Origin of the sequence: Marinobacter halotolerans (genome assembly GCF_008795985.1) — a bacterium.
Taxonomy (GTDB): domain Bacteria; phylum Pseudomonadota; class Gammaproteobacteria; order Pseudomonadales; family Oleiphilaceae; genus Marinobacter; species Marinobacter halotolerans.
In genome coordinates, this window is sequence record NZ_VMHP01000002.1 from 164602 (window position 1) to 185547 (window position 20946).

The window sequence follows — 20946 nt, forward strand, 5'->3', positions numbered from 1 at the left end:
ATCAGACAAATCAGGCACCGATAATTCCGGAGGATCTATGAAAACCCGCAGGCTTGGCAGAACCGATATCGACGTTAGCGAAATATGTCTGGGCACCATGACCTGGGGTGAGCAGAATTCCGAAAGTGAGGCGGCTGAGCAGCTGGATTTCGCCACGTCCGAGGGTGTCAATTTCATTGACGCCGCGGAAATGTACCCGGTGCCGCCCCGGGCAGAAACCCAAGGTCTGACCGAGACTTACCTGGGTAATTGGCTGGCGAAACGCGGTAAACGGGACGATCTGGTGATTGCGTCAAAAGTGGCAGGGCCCGGCAATGGACTGACCTATCTGCGAAACGGTCCGCGCCTTACCCGGTCTCACATCCGCCTGGCCTGCGAAGACAGCTTGAAGCGGCTGCAGACAGATTACATCGACCTCTACCAGGTTCACTGGCCGGACCGGAATGCCAACTTCTTTGGCAAACTTGGCTACCAGCATCAGCCGGATGAGCAATCGACTCCCATCGAGGAAACCCTGGAAGCGCTCCACGAGTTGGTGGGGGAAGGCAAGATCCGCCAGATCGGCATCTCCAACGAAACCCCCTGGGGTACATCCGAGTATCTGCGTCTGGCCAGGGAAAACAACTGGCCGCGGCTGGTCAGCATCCAGAACCCCTACAACCTGCTGAATCGCACCTTTGAGGTGGGTATGGCCGAAATCGCCTGTCGGGAACAGGTAGGTTTGCTGGCCTATTCGCCACTGGCGTTCGGGGTGCTGTCCGGTAAATACCTGGGTGGCCGTCGGCCCGAGTGTGCCCGGCTGTCGCTCTACACTCGCTTTTCCCGATATACCAGCAGTCGCGGTGACGCTGCTACCCGCGCCTACGTGGATCTGGCGAAAAAGCATGGTCTGTCTCCGGTGCAGATGGCGCTGGCCTACGTGACAGGCCGGGATTTTGTGACCAGCAACATCATTGGGGCAACGTCGCTGGAGCAACTGCGGGAGAACATCCGTTCTGCTTCATTGCAGCTGGATGATCAGGTGCTTGCCGATATCGAGGCCATTCACGGGGAGTTCACCAATCCCTGTCCTTAGTTGTCCTTAGTGAGTTGTCGGCAGGTCAGGGTGGCGGGATTACACCCCGTTACAGAAAATGCTGGTTTTTTGACAAAAAAGATGCCCTCTGATGGCGGTATTCCGGCACATTTGTGTGCAAATTCACAACATTTTTGCGTTGGATCATTAGACTTTGATCGCAGGTGACATTAGAATCTCCGCCTCGATCAGGACCCAGAAACATCATGATTATTCGCATCTTTATCGCCCTTCTCGCACTCAACATGGTGGCTTTCGTCGTTCGCGCTGAAGCAGCCGAGCGCGTATTTGCCGACCAGGTGCCGACCCAGGATGTTTATGAACTTCAGGAGCAAATGTCCGGCGACTTCGAGCGCGAAGCTTCTGACATGTTCGCCTCTATCGGATCGCGTCTGCTGAGCCTCAGCCTTTCGGGCTCGGATCCGAAAGAAAAGACCTATGCATCGGATTCCGCGAAGGCGGATCATGGTGTTGCCTTGCTTGAAGAGGGCGCCTGCCTGAATTTCAAGTGGATCTTCTGAAACCGCCAGCTCTCACTACTGCCACCACAACTTTCTGCTTCATTCTACGCCCCGCACCAGATTGCCTGTCCGCGTCAGCCGTGTGATCATCCGACTCCTGTAATCGTTCTTTGATGCCAACACGGAGTTCGCTCATGGCCAACGATAGACCGTTGAAACTCAATGACAGCCAGGCCTGTGTTGATCAACTCATCCAGCGGGTCGGCAAAAACATCACCATCGGGTTGCCCCTCGGGCTCGGTAAGCCGATCCGGTTTATAAACGCGCTCTATGAGAGGGCGAAGTCGGACCCTGGCATCCGGCTTCATATTCTTACGGCCCTTTCGCTCACGGCGCCCGGCGGTCGCTCTTCCCTGGAAAAGCGGTTTATGGAGCCTTTTGCAGAGCGCCTGTATGGCGATATACCGGAACTGGATTACGCCCGGGATGTTCTAGCAAAACGCCTGCCGCCAAACGTGTCGGTATCCGAATTTTTCTTCAAGGCCGGCTCCTTGCTCAATCACCCCTCGCAGCAGCAGCGATACATCTGTACCAACTATACCCATGCGGTTCGCGACCTCATGGCCCAGGGGATCAATGTGGTGGCCCAGATGGTGGCGCCTCCGGTGGATGATGGCGATGAGGGCATGTTGAGCCTGAGCAGCAATCCGGACCTGACCCTGGACCTGATACCTCTGCTGCGGGAGCGCGAGGAAAGCGGTCAGCCGGTGGCGCTGGTGGGTGAGATAAACAGCCACCTTCCATTCATGGACAATCACGCAGCGGTCAGTGATACCAGTTTCGATATCCTGCTAGAGCATCCCCGTTCGGATTACCCGCTTTTTTCCGCCCCGCCAATGGCTGTCAGCCCGGAGGATCACCTGATCGGGTTCTACGCCAGTGCTCTGCTGAAAGACGGCGGCACGCTGCAGGTGGGCATCGGCTCACTGGGTTCAGCGTTGGTTCACAGCGCGATTATGCGCCACAGAGACAACGATCAGTGGAAAGCAGTCTATGACGAGCTGGCCGTGGACGGGAATTTTCCAGAGGTCGAACCGCTGGGTGGGCTAGAGCCTTTCGAGCAGGGCCTCTACGGCTGCAGTGAGATGATGGTGGACGGCTTTATCCATCTGCTTGAGGCGGGGGTTATCAAACGTGAGGTATACAACCACGCGGGCCTGCAGGAGCTGGTTAATCACGGGAGGATTGGTCGTCAGGTTTCCATGGAAACCCTGGACGTACTGCGGGAAGAGGATCTGATCGACTCGCCGCTGCGGTCGCGGGATGTCTCCTGGCTGATCGGCTACGGCATTCTGCGGCCCGACGTTGAATTCAAGGGCGGTCGCCTGCGGATAGGGCAGCACTCCCTGGAGCCGGATCTGGATGATGCCGAATCCCGCGAGGCCATACAGAAACTTGCGCTGGGCCGTGAACTGACCGGCGGCATCGTTATTCACGGGGGATTCTACCTGGGACCGGAGTCTTTCTATCAGCGTCTGCGGGATCTGCCCCCGGAAAATCGTCAGCGGATCTGCATGACCAGCGTCAGTTTCATCAATCACCTATACGATCATGCTTTTGGTAATCAGCGGTTGAAGTCTGCCCAGCGGGCCCACGGCCGGTTTATCAACACCGCCATGATGCATACGCTCAATGGCGCCGCCGTGTCTGACGGGCTTGAGGATGGTCGTGTGGTCAGCGGCGTTGGCGGCCAGTACAACTTTGTGGCCATGGCCCACGAGTTGCCGGGGGCGCGTTCCGTTATCTGCCTGCGAAGCACCCGCCAGTCCGGTCAGGAAACGGTGTCCAATATCGTGTTCAACTACGCTCATTGCACCATACCCCGCCACCTGCGGGACCTGGTGGTTACCGAATACGGAATCGCCGACCTGCGCGGGCAATCAGATGAGCAGGTGTATCTTCGTCTGATCCGCATTGCCGATTCCCGTTTCCAACAGGATTTGTTGGATCAGGCCCGGAAAGCGGGCAAGGTGGATCCAGGCTTTCAGCTACCGGAAGCCTGGCGTAATAATACCCCGGAGCGTGCCAGAAAAGTGGTGGAAACCGCCGGTGGCGGCCATCTGTTCCCGGCCTTCCCGTTTGGCTGCGACTTCACCGATGATGAGCTGGTCCTGGGCAAGGCGCTGAAAACCCTGAAAACCGCAACGGCTACCCGTCGTGGTAAAATCACTGCGTTGTGGCAGGCAATGAAGGCTAGCGACGAGGACGACCGCTATCAGCGCCTGCTAGAGCGAATGAAGCTCGACAGTCCTCGCGGGCTGCGGGAAAAACTGGATCAACGGCTGCTGATTCACGGCCTTGATCTGACCAACACCTCACCGGACACAGGAAACCAGACAGCCTGATGCAAAAACCTGCCGTATTTACTGTTCACTATGTGCTCAAGAACAAGCTTGGCGAGTTGGTCGACACCTCTGAGGGCAGCGAGCCGCTGCATTTTCTCCAGGGCAGTCCCGGCGTGATCGCCGGCATCCAGGAGGCGGTTAAGGACCGGAATATTGGCGACTGTCTGGAAGTTACCGTGCCGCCGTCCATGGCCTATGGTGAGCACAATCCCGAACTGATCCGCACCGTGCCCCGCTCCATGTTTGAAGGTGTGGAAAACCTTCAGGTGGGCATGAAGTTCCAGACAAATACCGGCGATGAAGCCCAGGTTGTTCAGGTGGTCAGCATTGATGGCAATCTGATCAAGGTCGACGCAAACCATCCGCTGGCCGGGTTCACCCTCTATTTCGATCTGGAGATCATCGAAAGGCGCGAGGCGACGGATGCGGAAATAGCGGCGGGTCACCCGCTGGAGTGAGGCCGGGCTGACTATTGGTAATGGCGCCGACGCCCTCCAGTACCGTGGCCCGCAGAGTTGCTGCCAGTTCGGAGGGCCTATCATCCGGCCGAGGCATTATCGGCGGGTGAAGCAGAACTTCAACGGTCGGCGGCGGTTGACGCAGCAGCCTCCAAAGGTGCCCAAGGAATTCATCGTCATTGATGAAGGGCGCCAGATGATCCTGCGCTCGGCCACGTCGATACACAATGCTAACGGGCTGAATGGGTGTACCTGCGATCTGTGCCGCCCGCAGTAGTCTGCCGTGAAATGGCAGGACAGTGATTCCCGTGCTTGTCGTACCCTCCGGAAACACCATGACTGATTGGCCTCCTGCCAGAATGTCCGACAGCTGATCCACAATGCCTGAAATCTTGCCGCCGCCACGCTTGATAAACACTGTTCCTGCCTGACGGGCAAGAAAGCCAATCAGTGGCCACTGGCCCACCTCCGATTTCGACAGGAACCTGGCTGGCAGCACGCCACCGAGGACCGGAACATCGAACCAGGAAACGTGATTGCAGACGAAGAGTGCAGGCGAGGGCGAGGGCTGGCCATGAGCGGTGACGTTCAGACCCAGGCATCCGGTGGCGCCACGGAAACAGCGTTGGGCCCAGAATGTGTGATCAATGGGTCGGGACGTGACCAGTTCCGCAACTTTCAGAAAAACCGCCAGCAGTCCAATGGCGACAAGAAACCCGATAAACAGTGTGAGCCGGGCAGTCTGGGCAATCATGTCGCGCCTCCAGTGGTGAATCTTCCCGACAAGGCTATGAACCGGCGATGACATGCAGATGAACAGAAGGTGACGAGTTGATGACAATCCGGGCCTCTGGGGCCGGTATTGGACGTATCCACGGTGTAACCAACGGTCTGTTCAATGTATATTTCTGAAAAGCATGTATAATTGCTGTTACAAGACGTAGCCTGTATGGTCTGTAAAACAGCGATTCGTGTGCTAAAAACTCTAGAAACCCGAATAACAATCAGAGATGGACGGCGTGGAACAAACGAACGAAAGTTGGCGGATTCTTATAGTCGAGGACGACGAGAGGCTGGCAGAGCTGACCAAGGAATATCTGGAAAGCAATGGCCTGACCGTCGCCCTGGAAACCCACGGCGGAAACGCAGTCGAGCGTATCCGCAACGAAAAGCCGGATCTGGTGGTATTGGACTTGATGTTGCCCGGCGAAGACGGCCTTTCGATCTGTCGTCGCGTCAGGCCAAGCTATACCGGACCTATCATTATGCTGACCGCCCGAACCGACGACCTGGATCAGGTTCTTGGCCTGGAAATGGGTGCGGACGACTATGTTGGCAAACCGGTCAAGCCACGGGTTCTGCTGGCCCGAATCCGCGCCTTGTTGCGCCGGGTGTCGGAAACCGGCACGGTCGCGGCGGAAGAAGGTCTGACCGAGGAGCCGGTGCGCTTGCAGTTCAATGATCTGGTGGTTGATCGCTCCATGCGTGAGGCCTGGCTGAATGACAGCAGCATTGACCTGACCAGTGCCGAATTTGACCTGTTGTGGCTGCTTTCAAGCAATGCCGGCCGGGTGCTGAGTCGTGAAGAGATCTTTACGGCGTTGCGAGGAATTGAGTACGACGGGCAGGACCGTTCCATTGATGTCCGGGTGTCCAGAATCCGGCCGAAAATCGGTGATGATCCGATTCATCCGCGACGCATCAAGACCGTTCGCAGCAAAGGCTATCTTTTCGTAAAAGAAGCCTGACTATCCAGTCTCTGGCGCCGGCCCTCGGGGGCCGGCGTTCATTGCCAGGGTTCATACAATGCCCTTCAAGTTTTTCTTCAAGCTCTACGCCCGCCTGATTGGCCTGACATTCCTGATTCTTATGTTCTGTGTCGCCCTGTTTATGGGGGTGAATTCGGTTCGTGAACAGTATTGGCAGGAACGTTTCGCCGAGCCCCTGATGCGTTGGATTGCCTCCACGCCCAATCCGCAAGAGCAGTTTCACTGGCTGTCCGCATTTTACGATTTCCGACTGTTGTCGCCGGAGCAGCTGGCGGTTTCTGACATCGAGATTGAACGGCTTTCCTACGGTCAGGTGGTTTCCAAGGACACCAGTATCGGCCAGCAGATAATGGTTCTGGATGAGTCCGGTCGGGTGCTGCGGATGCGTTTTGGCAATCTTTACAGTGACGTGTCGGAAGCGCTGGCACTGATTGCCCGCTGGCATCTTGGTGGCGTGCCGCCGGAAAGCCGCGAGCAGGCGGTGGCGCAGTTATCCCAGTCGCTGGGCGCGTCACTATCCATCATTCAGGAGCCGGAATCGGTTCCGGATACGGAAGTTCTGGGCCGGGTGTCTGATCGCGGCATCTCGCTCTACCAGCATCCGTCCAGCGGCCGGGCTCATGTTCTCATTCGCCTGAAGGATGGGGCGTTGGTGGATCTGGCTATGCCGCCGCCCTTCGATCCCTGGGCATGGCCGGTGTTGCTACTGTTGATGGTGGTCGGCGGTAGTGTGCTGGCGCTGGCGCTTTATCTGGCCATGAGGGAAGTGGACAGCAATCTACGGGCCGTGGAATCCGTTGCTATCCGCATTGCGCGGGGCGAGATGGGCGCGCGGGTTGAAACGTCTGACAGCCGCCTGGTTTCCCGCCTGGCGGCGGCGTTTAACGGAATGGCGGAACATATCCAGCGTCTGGTGGGGGTACAGAGAGAAATGATCCACGCCGTCTCACACGAGCTGCGAACGCCCGTGGCCCGCATCCGTTTCGGGGTACAGATGATCGAAACCAGCCGGGATCCGGACGCCCTGCAGAAACAGCTTGACGGTATCGATGGCGACATTCAGGAACTGGATGAGCTGATTGACGAGATCCTGACCTATGCCCGGCTGGAGCAGGGCGGGCCGGTGTTTGCTCTGCAGGAGTGTTCGGTTACCGATATCGTGCGCCAGGTGGTGAGTGAGCAGCAGCTGATTCGCACGGAACACGTGATTGAAGCGGATATCGATGACGAATCCGAAGCCTGGTCGCTCTCCGATGTTGAACCGCGTTATCTGCACCGTGCAATCCAGAACCTGGTGGGTAACGGCGCCCGTTATGCCGCCAGCAAAGTGAGAGTTCACTGCCAGTTGGACGAGGACAACTGCCGGATTGATGTGGAAGACGATGGCCCCGGTATACCGGAGGAGGACTGGGAAAAGGTCTTCACCGCCTTTGCCCGGCTGGACGACAGCCGTACCCGCACCTCCGGCGGCTATGGCCTCGGGCTTTCAATTGTTCGCCGTATTCTCTACTGGCACGGCGGGCAGGCCTTCGTGAGCCGCAGTGAAGACCTTGGCGGCGCAAAGTTCAGCCTGGTCTGGCCCCGCAAGAAACCGATTGAACCGTCGTTATGATTCATCTGTGTAGGTGAAAGGACGTTACTTATGCCTCAGTATCTGCTTGCCATTGACCAGGGAACCACCAGTTCCCGCGCCATCGTTTTTGACGCCTCGGGTCATTCCGTTGCCACTGCCCAGCAGGAGTTTCATCAGTATTTTCCTGAAGATGGCTGGGTAGAGCATGACGCCCGTGAAATCTGGGAGAGTACCCTCGCCGTCTGCCGTGAGGCGCTCAAGTCCGCCGATGTCCCACTGTCATCCGTTGCCGGTATCGGCATCACCAATCAGCGCGAGACCACGGTCATCTGGGATCGGAAGACCGGCGAGCCCGTTTATCGCGCTATCGTGTGGCAGGATCGTCGCACCGCCTCGCTCTGCACCAAGCTCAAGTCCGACGGACATGAGGATACGGTGGTTGATCGCACCGGTCTGCTGATTGACCCTTATTTTTCCGCGACCAAAATTGCCTGGATTCTGGATAATGTCGATGGCGTGCGCGCCCGCGCCGAGGCCGGTGAGCTGGCGTTCGGAACTGTTGATAGCTGGCTTTTGTGGAACCTGACGGCAGGGCAGTGTCATCGCACCGATGCGACCAACGCGTCGCGCACGGCTCTGTTCAATATCCACCAGCAGGACTGGGACGAAGATCTGCTGAAGCTGTTTCGTGTGCCGCGCTCGTTACTGCCCGAGGTCCTGGATTCGGCTGCGGACTTTGGCCGGACCGACCCTCAATGGTTTGGCGAGTCACTGTCGGTAGCCGGTATCGCGGGGGATCAACACGCGGCGCTAATAGGCCAGGCCTGTTTCACCCCGGGCATGGCGAAGAGCACATACGGTACCGGCTGTTTCCTGATGGTAAATACCGGGTCCGAGGCGCCCCGCTCGGAGAACCGACTGCTGACTACCATGGCCTACCGGCTGAACGGAAAGCCATGCTACGCCATGGAAGGCAGTATTTTTGTGGCGGGGGCCGCGATGCAGTGGTTGAGAGATGGCCTGAAGCTGATCAGCCACGCCAGTGAGTCCTCCCGCTACGCGTCCGAGGTGGGGGTTGAGAACCCTGTCTATCTGGTGCCCGCGTTCACCGGGCTGGGAGCCCCTCACTGGGACCCTCATGCCCGTGGCGCCATTATGGGGCTGACACGGGATACCGGCATTGCCGAGATTGTAACCGCGGGGCTTCAGTCGGTGTGCTATCAGACCAAGGATCTGGTGCGCGCCATTCAGAACGACGGTACGTCACTGAAATCCCTGCGCGTGGACGGTGGCATGGTGGTAAACGACTGGCTGATGCAGTTTCTGGCAGATATTCTCAATGTACCGGTCGAGCGGCCCCAGGTGACGGAAACCACGGCGCTGGGCGCTGCCTACCTGGCCGGCTTGCAGACCGGCATCTACGAGAATCTTGAGCAGATTGCCGGGTTGTGGGAGCGGGAGCATTATTTCGAGCCGGCGATGAAACCAGTGCTGAGGGAATCGCTCTATGCAGGATGGCTGGATGCGGTCGAGCGGGTATGTAACAACTGAAAGCTGTCAGACTCTTTCGAAGGCAATCAGGTGGTCCGCTTCAACGCGAACGGGCACATGCTCGCCCAGGTGAAAATCCAGGTGGCTGCGAAACAGCGCCTCAAATTCCGTATCTTCCGAGCAGCGGAACCGGTAGAGCGTGGAGGTACCTGCAAACGTCTTTTCCACCACCTTGGGCCTGAGGTCGGAATCGGCGTCGTAAACAATGTCGTCAGGGCGGATCAGCACATCCACTAGCGTGCCGGGGTTCCATGGGTAGGCCCGGTTGCCACTGATCACGCCCAGTTCCGACTCGATGGTATCCGGGCCGAGGGTTTTGCCCGGAATAAAGCCGCCCTGACCCACGAAGCCCGCGACGAACCGGTTGGCCGGCTCGTGGTAGAGGTTATAGGGCACGTCCCACTGCTGAATGCCACCGTCCTTCAGGACGGCAACCTGATCACACATGGCGAAGGCTTCCTGCTGATCGTGGGTGACCAGTATCGCGCTAATGCCCAAGGTTTTCAGAATGTCCCGCACGTCCAGGCTCAGCCGCCGGCGCAGGTCTGCGTCCAGGTTGGAAAAGGGCTCGTCCAGCAGGATCAGGGTAGGTTCCGGGGCAAGAGCCCGGGCGAGGGCGACACGTTGCTGCTGGCCGCCGGACAACTCGTGAGGGTAATTATTTGCCAGGTCCTGGAGGTGGACCACCTGGAGCAGCTCACCGACCTTCTGTTTTTTCTCGTCCCGGCTTTCGCTGCGCAGGCCAAAGCCGACGTTCTCAGCAATGGTCAGGTGCGGAAACAGCGCGTAATCCTGGAACACCATTCCGATGCGGCGTTTCTCGGGGGCAAGAGTCTGGCCCGGCAGGCTGATGGACGAACCCTGCAGCCGGATCTCACCACCGTTGAGCGGCAGAAACCCTGCCAGTGCCCGAAGAATCGTGCTTTTACCGCAGCCGCTGGGACCCAGCAGGCAGCCAATGTCCCCGTGGGACAGGGCGAAGCTGACCTCCTTGACCACTGAGCCGTCACCGTAACCGCAAGACAGATTGTTGACTTCGAGAAGCCAGTCGTCGGGTTGGGTCAGGCTTTCGATCATCGGATCAGTCCAGGCGGTTGAGGATCAGGAATTCAAGCAGTGCCTTCTGGGCATGCAGGCGGTTCTCGGCTTCATGCCAGACCACGGAACTGGCATGTTCCATCATGTCTGCCGAGATCTCCTCGCCTCTGTGGGCGGGCAGGCAATGCATGAACAGGGCATCCCTGTCAGCGGTGGCCATCAGTGCCGGATTAATCTGATAGTCACTGAAAGCCTTTTCCCGGGCTTTCTGTTCGTCTTCCTGGCCCATGGAAGCCCATACATCGGTGACCAGCAGGTTGGCGCCCCTGGCCGCTTCCGCCGGGTCCCGAAGGATCTCGACGCGGTCAGAGTGAGTTTTCAGAAGCGACATGTCTGGTTCATATCCCTCAGGACAGGCCACGCGCAGGTTAAAACCGAACTGGTCTGCGGCATTGATGTAGGACTGGCACATATTGTTGCCGTCCCCGATCCAGGCCACGGTTCCGCCGCGTATGCTGCCCCGGTGTTCCCGATAAGTCTGCATGTCGGCCAGAAGCTGGCAGGGGTGGTAGTCGTCCGTCAGGGCATTGATGACCGGTGCCCGCGAGGCGGCGGCAAATCGCTCGACGATGTCGTGATCGAAAGTCCGGATCATCACGGCGTCGACCATGCTGGAGATAACAATGGCAGAGTCTTCCACCGGTTCTCCGCGACCCAACTGGGTGTCTCGCGGTGACAGAAACAGTGCTGAGCCGCCGAGCTGTGTCATTCCGGCCTCGAAAGACACCCGTGTGCGTGTGGATGATTTTTCAAAAATCATTGCCAGCACACGGTTTTTAAGGGTCTCGCGCACAACGCCCTGGTGCCATTCTTTGCGAAGCTTTGAGGCGTGGTCGAGCAGAGCTTCCAGCTCGTCAGGGCTCAGGTCATTGAGAGTAAGAAAGTGTCTTGCCATGAAATGGCCCTTCATTGATCTATGGACGCGTCGGAACTAGCTGCTGTGTTGTGTTTGGCGTTGTGCCTGATACTGTGCCTGGCGAGCGGCGGCCTGCCTTGCAGAGGGCCACAAGTCTAGCGGGTCAGCGGTTTGATGACAACGCCGCAACACGGGCTGATTGGTCTTTGGTGTTTGGTCCGGATCAGGCGAGCCGTGTACAATAGGGGTAAGTCGTTGCCAGCAGGCAACACATGATTCCTGCGTGAGGTAAGTGTCAATGGATATTAACGAAACCATCAAGAACCAGCTTGAAGAAAACCCGATCATTCTTTACATGAAAGGCTCGCCCCAGCAGCCCCAGTGCGGCTTTTCAGCAAAAACCTCCCAGGCGCTGATGGCCTGCGGTGAACGTTTCGCGTTCGTTAATATCCTGGATAACCAGGAACTGCGCGAGGCGCTCAAGGTTTACTCGAGCTGGCCGACCTATCCCCAGCTCTACATCAATGGCGAGCTGGTCGGGGGCTGCGATATTATCCTCGAGATGTCCGAGAGCGGCGAGCTTGCTGAGAAAGTCAAGGCAGCCGCAAAACAGGCGGAAGCCTGAGTCCGGCAATTGCCGCCAGTCAGAATGTATATCTGACCTCCACCCTGAATCTCCGCCGGCCTCCTTCGGAAGTCGGCGGCTCGGGGTAGGGGCTTGCCGATAACGCCGCCCGGTAAACCCGCCTGTCCAGCCCCTCGTTACCTGATGATTTTGTGATTCTCGCGTCGATCAGCGCGCCGTTGGCCATCAGGTTCAATTCCAGTTGCACTCCCAGCACCTGTCCTTTTTCGTATTGGTCCAGCTTTGGAATTTGTGCTTTGCGCGCAATGGTCTGAACCAGAAGCGAAAGATAAGCGCTCTCTTCGCTGGGCGCTTCGGACTTGAGCGTCACTTCCTGTTCCGATTCTTCCTGCCGTACAGACTTTTGCCCCGCTACACTCGGGGCCGACTGAAGGCTGCCCTCTGACTGCTGCGGCTGTGTCTCCCTGAGGGGCTGCGTTTTGCTGTCAACCGTGGTCTCAGGGGCTTCGCTTCCGGAGGGCTCCGGAACTGTACGGGTTTGTGGTCGCGATGTTCGGGGAACGTCCCGCGTCGGCTGAGTTGCCAGAATGTCGTCAACGGTGAAGGGCGTTACTCGGACCGGAGCACTGGTTTGCGCGGGGGCACTTTGAGTTGCCGGAGTGCCGGCTTCAGGAACCAGTTGAACCCTGACCGTTACCGGATTGTTGTTGTGTTCCGGCAGGTCAAACGGAAAGCTTGCCATCAGCAGAGTATGAAACAGAAAGGCGACCGAGAGCGCCAGAGTAATCCGGTAGGCTCCCGGAAGACCGGTGCTTTGTTCGTGCTCCAGCATTTAGCCTATCCGGTCTTGCTCCGCAGACTGCCGACGACGGCATCCAGCGCCCGGTCGATCAGGGCGCCCTGTTCGAGGACGGTCAATCGGCCCCGGCGTAACTCGTGAGCCAGATCAGAGCGCGTTTTCTCGATCACCTTGAGCCCCATCCGGTTGACGAACACGAAGCACTCCGCCTCCTCGATAATGGCTGAAAGTTTACAGCGGAAGCTGGCGCCGTTGACCAGATTGAACTCGACCCAGTTGCCGATCTCGATCTGGTCAATCTGGGCTATGTGCTCGGCAATCGCTGCGTTTTCAAGCTCCTGCTGGCGCTCAATCGCCGTCTGGGGCCCCTTGGGCTCTTCGTCCTCGGTCTCTGGCGAGTCTTCCATGGCTTCGACCAGGGCATTGGCCCGGAAGGCTTCGGTCAGCTCGTGTTTCAGGTCGGCCATCATTTCGTCAAGCTTGGAAGAGTTATAGGACACTTCCTCAAGACCGGACCTCAGCGATTTTAATAGCCCAGGCACCACCCGAACCCACTGGTCCCGTTCCTGGTCTTCCTGGTGCGGGTGCAGGCACCAGATCAGGTCATCAACCACCCGGACCGTCTGCGCCCAGCGGTGCTCGACATCGTCCCGCAGATAAGCCAGAAACATTACCCGACTCCAGCCGTTCAGCAGAATGTTTCGCACCGGCTCATTGAGCTTGTAGCGGGAAAGCTTCTTCTGAAGCAGCTTATCGACGGTTTCCTGCGCTTTCTGTGATTTGATGCGGCCGCGCTCTGACTCGCGGGTGCGCTGCTCAACCAGGGATGATTTGCGATTTTCCCGAGCCAGAAACTGATCGAATTCGTCGCCCAATGTCTCGAAAAGGCTTACATCACCATCGAACTCGTTGAGGATGCGGGCGACGATAGAGTGTATCTGGTCATACAGTTTGTCCCGTGACTTCTCATCACTGTCGCTCCAGCCTATCCCCGCGCGAGCCAGGCTGTTCAGAAGCCGGCGGGCGGGGTGGGTGGCCTTGCTGAAGAAGGTCTTGTCCTTGATCACCACCTTGAGAATAGGAATCTGAAGGCGGCTGATCAGCACCTGAACGGGCGCCGACAGGTTGTAGTCGTCAAGAATGAACTCGAAAAGCATGGAGACCAGGTTGATCAGGTCCTCGTCCATTTCGTTCAGTGCGGGTTTCTTGCCCTCTTCGGTGGCGTTTGTCTGTGCCAGCAGTTGCTCAACCACCGAGCGCAGGTCGACCATGGTCGGCCTGCCTTCACTGAGGTTGCTCCAGTTGCGGATTTCAGCGGTTTGCTGGGGAAGCGCACTGAGCAGGCTTATCAGCTCTGCGCCACCAATAACCTGAATGTTGGGGTCGGCGGATCTCGGGACCTGTCCGGAACTGGCGCGTTGAGAAGCCAGCATCTGTCGGATCTGGTCAAACATCTCGCCTTCATGGTGGCCCTGGGCGCCGGAAGTCGCGGCGGCGGGGTCCGTGCTATCGCTTGCCTGGGCTGTGCCTTCCTGGCCGGGCCTGTCGTGCTGCTTGCCAGTCTTGCCGTGGTAGCGGAAATTGGGGATAACGCCGGCCTGGACAAGAATCCGGTTGGCCTCATCCAGCAACATGCCCAGATTGGATACCACATAGCGATCAAACTGCTTCAGCAGAATCAGTCGCTCCCGAATCTGGATTTCCAGGGCTTGAATGGCTTCGACAAAGGCGCTGCAGAGGTGTTCCGGTGACATGGGGTTGACCGGTGTTTCCTCGGTCACACCCGGATAGATTGAACTGAACCGGGCTTGAAGCTGCAGCAGGGGCCCCTGAAAGTGAACCTTTGATTTGGAAATCATGGCGTTCAGCGCGACCTGCTCTTCAAGGTCGTCGTCGCCCACAAGGGAAAGGCTATCAGCGCTGGCTGATTGGGACGCCAGGTCTTCGGTTGCTGCAGCGCCGCTTTGAGGTGGGTGCGAAAACAGCTGGCTGACGGCGTTCTGAAAGTGTTTTTCGACGCCTTTGCGCTTTATGCGGATTTCACGCATGGCTTCAAAGTAGCGGTTCTGTTCGTTGTTACTTCTGGCGTTGTTGGCCAGTTCGAACAACGAATCATCCACTGCGTCAAAGGCACCCTGCAACAAGTCTCCCAGCCCGGCCACAACGGTGTCGCGGATGCGTACAACCTCAGTTGGCAAGGGGCTTGAGCTACCGGCTTCCCGGTGCTCCCGGAGAAAATGTATGCCGGACTGCTTGTTCATGGCCGACTCCTGTGTGCGCCTCAACCGGCTGCAAAACCGAGCAGAATCTGTTTGATCTTTTTTTAGAACAATCTACCGCATTTTAACACGCGGTGACATAGGCGAGTGTGAACAAAATCTGATCACCCGTCCACAGGATCAACAAAAACAGGCAATGGCCTATCGTGCAGCCCTTTTTTTCTTTCGTTTGATCGGATGGACAATGGCAGCCTTCACCACATTGTCCTTTATCTGGAGTACTTCTACCCGGTGCCCGCCTACCCTCAGGCAGACGTTGGTATCCGGAATGTTCTCCAGTGTTTCGGTGATCAGTCCGTTCAGGGTTTTGGGGCCGTCCAGGGGCAGTTTCCAGCCCAGGGTCTTGTTGATGGTGCGAACGGCGGATGTGCCGTCGATGATAAAGGTGCCATCGTCCTGAGGGATGATGTCCGGGCTTGTGGAGGCGTAGTCCGTGGTGAACTCACCCACAATTTCCTCAAGGATGTCCTCCAGGGTTGCCAGCCCGAGAACGTCGCCGTACTCATCCACCACCATGCCAAATCTTCGCTTCTCTTTCTGGAAGTTGATCAGCTGGGTGTTCAGCGGTGTGCTTTCCGGAATGAAATAGGGCTCCCGGCAAAGCTGCATCAGCATCGCCTTGTTGATGTCCTCCTGATGCAGCAGTTTGGTTGCGTTGCGAAGGTGAAGCACGCCCTGGATGTTATTGATGTCGCCCTTGAACACCGGCAACCGGGTATGTTGACTGCTTCGGAGCTGGCGCAGGATGGTGTCGAGGTCGTCTTCCAGATCAATGCCCACCACCTCGTTTCTCGGCACCATGATGTCATTGACGGTGACTTTCTCCAGGTCAAGGATGCTCACCAGCATGTCTTTGTGCTTGGTGGGAATCAGGGCACCGGCTTCGTTGACCAGGGTGCGCAGCTCCTCACGGCTCAGGTGGTCAGTGGCGGCGTCGTTTGCTGATACGCCGAGCATCTTGAGAATGGCGCCGGTAAACAGATTGACTGCCCAGACAACGGGATACAGCAGTTTGAGCAGAGGCCCCAGCACATGGCTTGCAGGGAAGGCGATTTTCTCGGGAAATAACGCTGCCAGGGTTTTCGGTGTGACCTCGGCAAAAATCAGTATGACGATGGTGAGCATCACCGTGGCAATGGCGATACCGGCATCGCCCCAGATCCGGATGGCAATCACGGTGGCGATAGAAGAGGCAAAGATGTTGACGAAGTTGTTGCCGATCAGAATCACACCGATCAGCTGGTCCGTCCGGTTCAGCAGTCCCTGGGCGCGCTTGGCACCTTTATGGCCCGTCTTGGCCATGTGCTTGAGGCGATAGCGGTTGAGCGACATCATGCCGGTTTCGGAACTGGAGAAGAAAGCTGAAAGCAGAACCAGGCCGGCCAGGATGATAAACAGCGCGGTGAGCGATGTCTCGTTCAAGAAAAAGAGTCCTTTCGTAGCGGGGATGAAGTTAAGGTGGTGTTTGCGGTGTCTGGTGTCAAGTAATGGTCGCCGGGATCTGGGGCGTTCATACGCCGCGCTGGAAAATCAGCTCGAGGACGAACTTGCTGCCATAAAAGGCCATCATCAAAAGGGCGCAGCCCGCCAGCGTCCAGCGGCTTGCGGTAACGCCGCGCCAGCCCCTGATGTACCGGCCGACCAGCAGAGCGATGAATACCACCAGCGACAGCAGGGAGAACACGGTTTTGTGGGCCAGATCCTGGGCAAACAGGTCTTCCACGAACAGGGCTCCGGTGGCGATTGCCAGAACCAGCAGCGTAACGCCCGCCCACACCAGCTCGAACAGCACTGATTCCATGGTCTGGAGTGGTGGCAGGTTTCTGATCAGCAGGCTGTTATAGTTACTTTTCAGGCCCCGGTTCTGCATATACAGAAGAACGGCCTGCAGCGCTGCCAGGGTAAAAAGGCTGTAGGCGGTAATCGAGAGCGCGATATGAGACAGCATGCCGTAGCTGTATCCGGGCACGGCGCGGGACGATGAATGGTTAACCAGCACCATTATTATGGTCAGCCCCGCCAGTGGATAGACCCCGAGAAAAAGACTTTGAACCGGCTTGCGGAGATTCAGGATCAGTAGCAGAAAGACAATCAGCCAGGAAATAAGAACCGAGCTGTGGAAGAAGCCGAAATCAAAGGCGCCCTGACGGTAGACGGTCTGGGCCGTCAGTAGGCCATGGCTGGTCAGCGCGAGGAGGCCGATCAGTGAGGTTATTGCCGTATTGGTGTGGACCCTGCCACGGAAGCTGAGGGCCTGGAGGGCGGTGCCAATGCTGTAGAGCAGTAACGAGGTGACCGCGAGGATCAGCGTTCCCATGACTTCCTTTAACCACATTCAAACAGAGAATCGGCGGGGATTGACACCGATTTGACCGGGCTGGTCGTTTCAAGGCGCTAGTCTGGTTATAATGTCGCGATTATGCAACAGGAATCAAGGAGACCGACTGGGTTTCTCCTTGTTTTGCAATCAATTTATCCGGGTACGGAAGATCAGCATGTTTGAAAACCTTCAGGACAGACTTTCCGGCAGTTTGCGCAAAATCTCGGGCCAGGCGCGACTGACCGACGACAACATCAAGGAGACCCTGCGGGAAGTTCGCATGGCTCTGCTGGAGGCAGACGTCGCCTTGCCGGTCGTCAAAGAGTTTATCGAAGGGGTTCGTCAGCGCGCGGTTGGTCAGGAGGTCCAGCGTAGCCTGACGCCCGGCCAGGTTTTTGTAAAAGTGGTCCAGCAGGAGCTGGAGCGGGTGATGGGGGATGGCAACGAGTCCCTGAACCTTGCTACCCAGCCGCCTGCGGTGATCATGATGGCGGGTCTGCAGGGCGCGGGTAAGACCACAACGGTGGCCAAGCTTTCCCGTTTCCTTAAAGAGCGGCAGAAAAAATCGGTGATGGTGGTCAGCGCGGACATATACCGTCCGGCGGCGATTCGCCAGCTTGAAACCCTGGCCGGGGAGGTGGGCGCCGAGTTCTTTCCCAGCTCCGCCGATCAGGATCCGGTGGATATCGCCAATGCCGCCATGGACGCGGCCCGTAAAAAGCATATCGATGTGCTGATTCTCGACACGGCGGGCCGGCTGGCCGTTGATGAGCAGATGATGGGCGAGATCGGCCGGCTCCATAAAGCCGTTCAGCCCATCGAAACACTGTTTGTTGTTGACGCCATGACGGGTCAGGACGCGGCGAATACTGCCAAGGCCTTCAACGATGCGCTTCCTTTAACAGGTGTTGTTCTTACCAAGACCGACGGCGATGCCCGCGGTGGTGCGGCGCTGTCTGTTCGCCACATTACCGGCAAGCCCATCAAGTTTCTGGGTGTGGGTGAAAAATCCGATGCGCTTGAGCCATTCCATCCGGATCGGGTGGCGTCGCGGATTCTGGGTATGGGCGACGTGCTCTCCCTGATAGAGGAAGCCGAGCGCAAGATTGACCACAAGAAAGCCGAGAAGCTCACCAAGAAGATCAAGAAAGGCAAGAGTTTTGATCTGGAAGACTTCCGCGACCAGTTGCAGCAGATGAAAAGTATGGGCGGCATTGGCGGTCTGATGGATAAGCTGCCGGGTATGGGGCAGATGGCCCAGATGGCCCAGCAGCAGGTCAATGACAAGTCTATGGGGCAGATGGAGGCGATCATCTGTTCCATGACGCCCAAGGAACGCCGTTACCCGGATGTGATCAATAATTCCCGCAAGCGCCGTATTGCCTCTGGCTCTGGCACCCAGATCCAGGACATCAACCGCCTGCTTAAGCAGCACAAGCAGATGCAGAAAATGATGAAGAAGTTTGGCAAGAAAGGCGGAATGGCTAACATGATGCGAGGCCTTGGGGGTATGATGCCGCCCGGCGGTGCAGGAGGCGGTATGCCTCCCCGCGGACGTATGTAGAAACCGGGACGTTTTCCCTGTTTTCTTTGGCGTTTAATTAGCATAGAATAGCGCCCCTTTCGAGTATGGGTCTTCGCGCCGGCCAGTGTTTTCGATGCTTGGCGGGTGTGAATCGTACAAAGTTCGTACATCAGAACAGGATATTGGTCGAAATGGTTATAATCCGTTTGGCTCGCGGCGGCTCAAAGAAGCGCCCGTTCTATCATTTGACAGTCACTGACAGCCGCAAATCACGCGACGGTCGTTTCATCGAGCGTGTTGGCTTCTATAACCCGGTCGCTCGTGGCCAGGAAGAAAGCCTGCGTGTTGATCAGGATCGCGTAAATCACTGGCTGAGCCAGGGCGCCCAGACCAGCGAAACGGTTGCGAAGCTGCTGAAAGACGCTGCCGCCGCCTAGTGTAAGAGTAATAAGCGTTTACCGGGGTGCCGACATGACTAAAGATTCGCAGGAAACTGTGATTGGTCAGATTACCTCGGTTTTTGGGGTCAAAGGATGGCTTAAAGTCTATTCCTACACGGATCCCAAAGACGGAATTCTCGATTATCAGAACTGGATTCTGGTCCACAACGGTAAACGGATTTCTGCAAAGCTTGAAGAAGGTCGTCGTCAGGGTCAGGGAATCGTGGTCCGGCTGAAAGGTATCGACGACCGGGATGTTGCCCGCACCTATTGTGGCGCCGATATCACAGTCCCTACAACTGAATTGCCGGAATTGCCCGAGGGGGAATTTTACTGGCATCAGCTCGAAGGACTGACGGCTTACACGGTGGACGGTCAGTGTCTGGGTTTGGTCGATCATATGATCGAGACCGGCGCGAACGATGTGCTGGTGGTCCGCGCGACCGATGCGTCGATTGATCAGCGTGAACGCCTGATTCCCTACCTGCCAGACCAGGTGGTAAAGCAGGTCTCGCTGGCAGAATCGACAATCACGGTGGACTGGGACCCGGAGTTTTAGGGGTGTGGATTGGCGCAGTCAGTCTGTTTCCCGAGATGTTTGCCTCGGTCACTGACGTTGGAGTAACCGGCAGGGCGTTCCGGGACGGGTTATTGACGTTTCAGACGTGGAACCCGCGGGACTTTACCCACGATCGCCATCGAACCGTGGACGATCGGCCCTACGGTGGCGGCCCGGGAATGCTGATGAAAATTCAGCCCCTGAGGGACGCGATCCACGCTGCCAGAGCTGCATCCCCTGGCAGAACCTGCGTGGTGTATCTGTCACCCCAGGGTGAGCCACTGAATCAGAAGGTGGTCGAGTCGCTGGCTTCAGAGCAGAATCTGATACTGGTGGCAGGCCGCTATGAAGGTGTTGATGAGCGCCTGATTTCGGCGGAAGTCGATCGGGAAGTGTCGCTGGGCGATTTCGTGTTGTCCGGTGGCGAACTGGCAGCCATGGTTGTCATGGACGCGATTACACGTCTCATCCCCGGAGCGCTGGGTCATGCGCAGTCGGCAGAGCAGGATTCCTTTGCAGACGGATTGCTGGATTGTCCGCACTACACCCGGCCTGAAGTCTATGAAGGCCAGACAGTGCCGGAGGTTTTACTGGGCGGTCATCATGATCAGATCCGGCGTTGGCGGCTCAAGCAGTCGCTGAGGCGAACCCGGGAGCGACGCCCCGACCTGCTCGAAAAGCGGGTGTTTACGGATGAAGAGCGTGAGCTACTGGAAGAAATTTTAAACGAACCGGGTGCCTTCGAATCATCAGGGCATTAAAGATTGGGTATCAGGAGCAATACGATGAGCGGCAAGAACAACATCATCAGTCAGATTGAAACAGAGCAGATGGCCAAAGAAGTTCCGGCCTTTGCACCGGGCGACACCGTGGTCATTCAGGTTCGCGTAACGGAAGGCAACCGCGAGCGTCTGCAGGCGTTCGAAGGCGTTGTGATCGGTAAGCGGAACCGCGGCATGAACTCTTCTTTCACCGTGCGGAAGATTTCCTACGGCGTTGGCGTTGAGCGTACCTTCCAGACCTTCTCCAAGCTGATCGAAAGCATCAGTGTGAAGCGTCGCGGTGATGTTCGTCAGGCCAAGCTTTACTATCTGCGTGACCTGTCTGGTAAGGCAGCTCGCATCAAGGAAAAGCTGGGCTGAGCATCCACCAGTGCCCAGGGCAGTGGATGGTAAGACAGTGAAAGGAGAAA

20 protein-coding genes are annotated in these 20946 nt (G+C 57.4%); 13 read left to right on the forward strand and 7 right to left on the reverse strand.

Features of this window, described 5'->3' with window-relative positions; translation table 11 throughout:
- Positions 1–37 precede the first annotated feature (37 nt).
- From FPL19_RS11085 to FPL19_RS11100, 4 genes are all read left to right on the forward strand, one after another.
- On the forward strand, positions 38–1075 hold the full coding sequence (locus FPL19_RS11085; protein ID WP_150912631.1) for an NADP(H)-dependent aldo-keto reductase: 1038 nt from the start codon (positions 38–40) through the stop codon (positions 1073–1075).
- A 206-nt stretch (positions 1076–1281) separates the two neighbouring features.
- Positions 1282–1596, forward strand: a complete 315-nt coding sequence (locus tag FPL19_RS11090) for a hypothetical protein (protein ID WP_150912632.1) — start codon at positions 1282–1284, stop codon at positions 1594–1596.
- Between the two features lie 134 nt (positions 1597–1730).
- The gene (locus FPL19_RS11095; RefSeq protein ID WP_150912633.1) at positions 1731–3941 is read left to right on the forward strand and encodes an acetyl-CoA hydrolase/transferase C-terminal domain-containing protein; all 2211 of its coding nucleotides are present in this window, start codon (positions 1731–1733) and stop codon (positions 3939–3941) included.
- A complete protein-coding gene (locus FPL19_RS11100) occupies positions 3941–4399 on the forward strand; it encodes an FKBP-type peptidyl-prolyl cis-trans isomerase (protein WP_150912634.1) in 459 nt (152 codons plus the stop codon). The genes FPL19_RS11095 and FPL19_RS11100 overlap by 1 nt, the downstream gene beginning before the upstream one ends.
- On the opposite strand, the gene FPL19_RS11105 is transcribed toward FPL19_RS11100, so the two are convergent.
- Complete coding sequence (locus FPL19_RS11105; RefSeq protein ID WP_191965268.1) at positions 4341–5153, reverse strand: lysophospholipid acyltransferase family protein; 813 nt, start codon at positions 5151–5153, stop codon at positions 4341–4343. The genes FPL19_RS11100 and FPL19_RS11105 overlap by 59 nt on opposite strands.
- A gap of 256 nt (positions 5154–5409) precedes the next feature.
- Here FPL19_RS11105 and FPL19_RS11110 point away from each other — a divergent pair, with 256 nt between their 5' ends.
- From FPL19_RS11110 to glpK, 3 genes are read left to right on the forward strand one after another with little or no spacing between them, the layout of a single operon-like run.
- Complete coding sequence (locus FPL19_RS11110) at positions 5410–6147, forward strand: response regulator (RefSeq protein ID WP_150912636.1); 738 nt, start codon at positions 5410–5412, stop codon at positions 6145–6147.
- A 58-nt stretch (positions 6148–6205) separates the two neighbouring features.
- Positions 6206–7780, forward strand: coding sequence for an ATP-binding protein (locus FPL19_RS11115; RefSeq protein WP_150912637.1), 1575 nt, complete (start codon positions 6206–6208; stop codon positions 7778–7780).
- Positions 7781–7810: 30 nt separating this feature from the next.
- Positions 7811–9292: a glycerol kinase GlpK gene (gene glpK / locus FPL19_RS11120; protein ID WP_150912638.1), complete on the forward strand. Its 1482-nt coding sequence runs from the start codon at positions 7811–7813 to the stop codon at positions 9290–9292.
- Positions 9293–9298: 6 nt separating this feature from the next.
- On the opposite strand, the gene FPL19_RS11125 is transcribed toward glpK, so the two are convergent.
- Positions 9299–10369: an ABC transporter ATP-binding protein gene (locus FPL19_RS11125; RefSeq protein WP_150912639.1), complete on the reverse strand. Its 1071-nt coding sequence runs from the start codon at positions 10367–10369 to the stop codon at positions 9299–9301.
- Positions 10370–10373: 4 nt separating this feature from the next.
- Positions 10374–11285: an ornithine carbamoyltransferase gene (gene argF / locus FPL19_RS11130; protein WP_150912640.1), complete on the reverse strand. Its 912-nt coding sequence runs from the start codon at positions 11283–11285 to the stop codon at positions 10374–10376.
- Between the two features lie 259 nt (positions 11286–11544).
- Here argF and grxD point away from each other — a divergent pair, with 259 nt between their 5' ends.
- On the forward strand, positions 11545–11871 hold the full coding sequence (gene grxD / locus FPL19_RS11135) for a Grx4 family monothiol glutaredoxin (RefSeq protein WP_135801406.1): 327 nt from the start codon (positions 11545–11547) through the stop codon (positions 11869–11871).
- A gap of 19 nt (positions 11872–11890) precedes the next feature.
- Here the strand turns inward: grxD and FPL19_RS11140 are convergent, their stop codons facing one another.
- The 4 genes from FPL19_RS11140 to FPL19_RS11155 form a co-directional block, all read right to left on the reverse strand.
- Positions 11891–12664, reverse strand: coding sequence for a cell envelope integrity protein TolA (locus FPL19_RS11140; protein ID WP_150912641.1), 774 nt, complete (start codon positions 12662–12664; stop codon positions 11891–11893).
- 5 nt (positions 12665–12669) lie between these two features.
- Positions 12670–14892, reverse strand: coding sequence for a DUF1631 domain-containing protein (locus tag FPL19_RS11145; protein ID WP_150912642.1), 2223 nt, complete (start codon positions 14890–14892; stop codon positions 12670–12672).
- A gap of 159 nt (positions 14893–15051) precedes the next feature.
- On the reverse strand, positions 15052–16332 hold the full coding sequence (locus tag FPL19_RS11150) for an HlyC/CorC family transporter (protein ID WP_150912643.1): 1281 nt from the start codon (positions 16330–16332) through the stop codon (positions 15052–15054).
- Between the two features lie 88 nt (positions 16333–16420).
- On the reverse strand, positions 16421–17227 hold the full coding sequence (locus FPL19_RS11155; protein WP_150912644.1) for a cytochrome C assembly family protein: 807 nt from the start codon (positions 17225–17227) through the stop codon (positions 16421–16423).
- Positions 17228–17405: 178 nt separating this feature from the next.
- Here FPL19_RS11155 and ffh point away from each other — a divergent pair, with 178 nt between their 5' ends.
- The 5 genes from ffh (at position 17406) to rplS (ending at position 20896) form a co-directional block, all read left to right on the forward strand.
- Positions 17406–18794 (forward strand): signal recognition particle protein, encoded by a 1389-nt coding sequence (gene ffh, locus FPL19_RS11160; protein ID WP_150912645.1) that lies wholly within the window; start codon positions 17406–17408, stop codon positions 18792–18794.
- Between the two features lie 152 nt (positions 18795–18946).
- Positions 18947–19192, forward strand: coding sequence for a 30S ribosomal protein S16 (rpsP, locus tag FPL19_RS11165; protein ID WP_150912646.1), 246 nt, complete (start codon positions 18947–18949; stop codon positions 19190–19192).
- A 34-nt stretch (positions 19193–19226) separates the two neighbouring features.
- Positions 19227–19754 carry a ribosome maturation factor RimM gene (rimM, locus tag FPL19_RS11170; protein ID WP_150912647.1) on the forward strand — a complete coding sequence of 176 codons (528 nt, stop codon included), beginning with the start codon at positions 19227–19229 and terminating at the stop codon, positions 19752–19754.
- A 2-nt stretch (positions 19755–19756) separates the two neighbouring features.
- Positions 19757–20515: a tRNA (guanosine(37)-N1)-methyltransferase TrmD gene (gene trmD / locus FPL19_RS11175; RefSeq protein WP_150912648.1), complete on the forward strand. Its 759-nt coding sequence runs from the start codon at positions 19757–19759 to the stop codon at positions 20513–20515.
- Positions 20516–20539: 24 nt separating this feature from the next.
- On the forward strand, positions 20540–20896 hold the full coding sequence (gene rplS / locus FPL19_RS11180) for a 50S ribosomal protein L19 (protein ID WP_150912649.1): 357 nt from the start codon (positions 20540–20542) through the stop codon (positions 20894–20896).
- The last annotated feature ends 50 nt before the right edge of the window (positions 20897–20946 follow it).

Coding starts and splice junctions, on each gene's coding strand:
- FPL19_RS11085 (WP_150912631.1), top strand. CDS start 38: ATGAAAACCCGCAGGCTTGGCAGAACCGATATCGACGTTAGCGAAATA.
- FPL19_RS11090 (WP_150912632.1), top strand. CDS start 1,282: ATGATTATTCGCATCTTTATCGCCCTTCTCGCACTCAACATGGTGGCT.
- FPL19_RS11095 (WP_150912633.1), top strand. CDS start 1,731: ATGGCCAACGATAGACCGTTGAAACTCAATGACAGCCAGGCCTGTGTT.
- FPL19_RS11100 (WP_150912634.1), top strand. CDS start 3,941: ATGCAAAAACCTGCCGTATTTACTGTTCACTATGTGCTCAAGAACAAG.
- FPL19_RS11105 (WP_191965268.1), bottom strand. CDS start 5,153: ATGATTGCCCAGACTGCCCGGCTCACACTGTTTATCGGGTTTCTTGTC.
- FPL19_RS11110 (WP_150912636.1), top strand. CDS start 5,410: ATGGACGGCGTGGAACAAACGAACGAAAGTTGGCGGATTCTTATAGTC.
- FPL19_RS11115 (WP_150912637.1), top strand. CDS start 6,206: ATGCCCTTCAAGTTTTTCTTCAAGCTCTACGCCCGCCTGATTGGCCTG.
- glpK (WP_150912638.1), top strand. CDS start 7,811: ATGCCTCAGTATCTGCTTGCCATTGACCAGGGAACCACCAGTTCCCGC.
- FPL19_RS11125 (WP_150912639.1), bottom strand. CDS start 10,369: ATGATCGAAAGCCTGACCCAACCCGACGACTGGCTTCTCGAAGTCAAC.
- argF (WP_150912640.1), bottom strand. CDS start 11,285: ATGGCAAGACACTTTCTTACTCTCAATGACCTGAGCCCTGACGAGCTG.
- grxD (WP_135801406.1), top strand. CDS start 11,545: ATGGATATTAACGAAACCATCAAGAACCAGCTTGAAGAAAACCCGATC.
- FPL19_RS11140 (WP_150912641.1), bottom strand. CDS start 12,664: ATGCTGGAGCACGAACAAAGCACCGGTCTTCCGGGAGCCTACCGGATT.
- FPL19_RS11145 (WP_150912642.1), bottom strand. CDS start 14,892: ATGAACAAGCAGTCCGGCATACATTTTCTCCGGGAGCACCGGGAAGCC.
- FPL19_RS11155 (WP_150912644.1), bottom strand. CDS start 17,227: ATGGGAACGCTGATCCTCGCGGTCACCTCGTTACTGCTCTACAGCATT.
- ffh (WP_150912645.1), top strand. CDS start 17,406: ATGTTTGAAAACCTTCAGGACAGACTTTCCGGCAGTTTGCGCAAAATC.
- rpsP (WP_150912646.1), top strand. CDS start 18,947: ATGGTTATAATCCGTTTGGCTCGCGGCGGCTCAAAGAAGCGCCCGTTC.
- rimM (WP_150912647.1), top strand. CDS start 19,227: ATGACTAAAGATTCGCAGGAAACTGTGATTGGTCAGATTACCTCGGTT.
- rplS (WP_150912649.1), top strand. CDS start 20,540: ATGAGCGGCAAGAACAACATCATCAGTCAGATTGAAACAGAGCAGATG.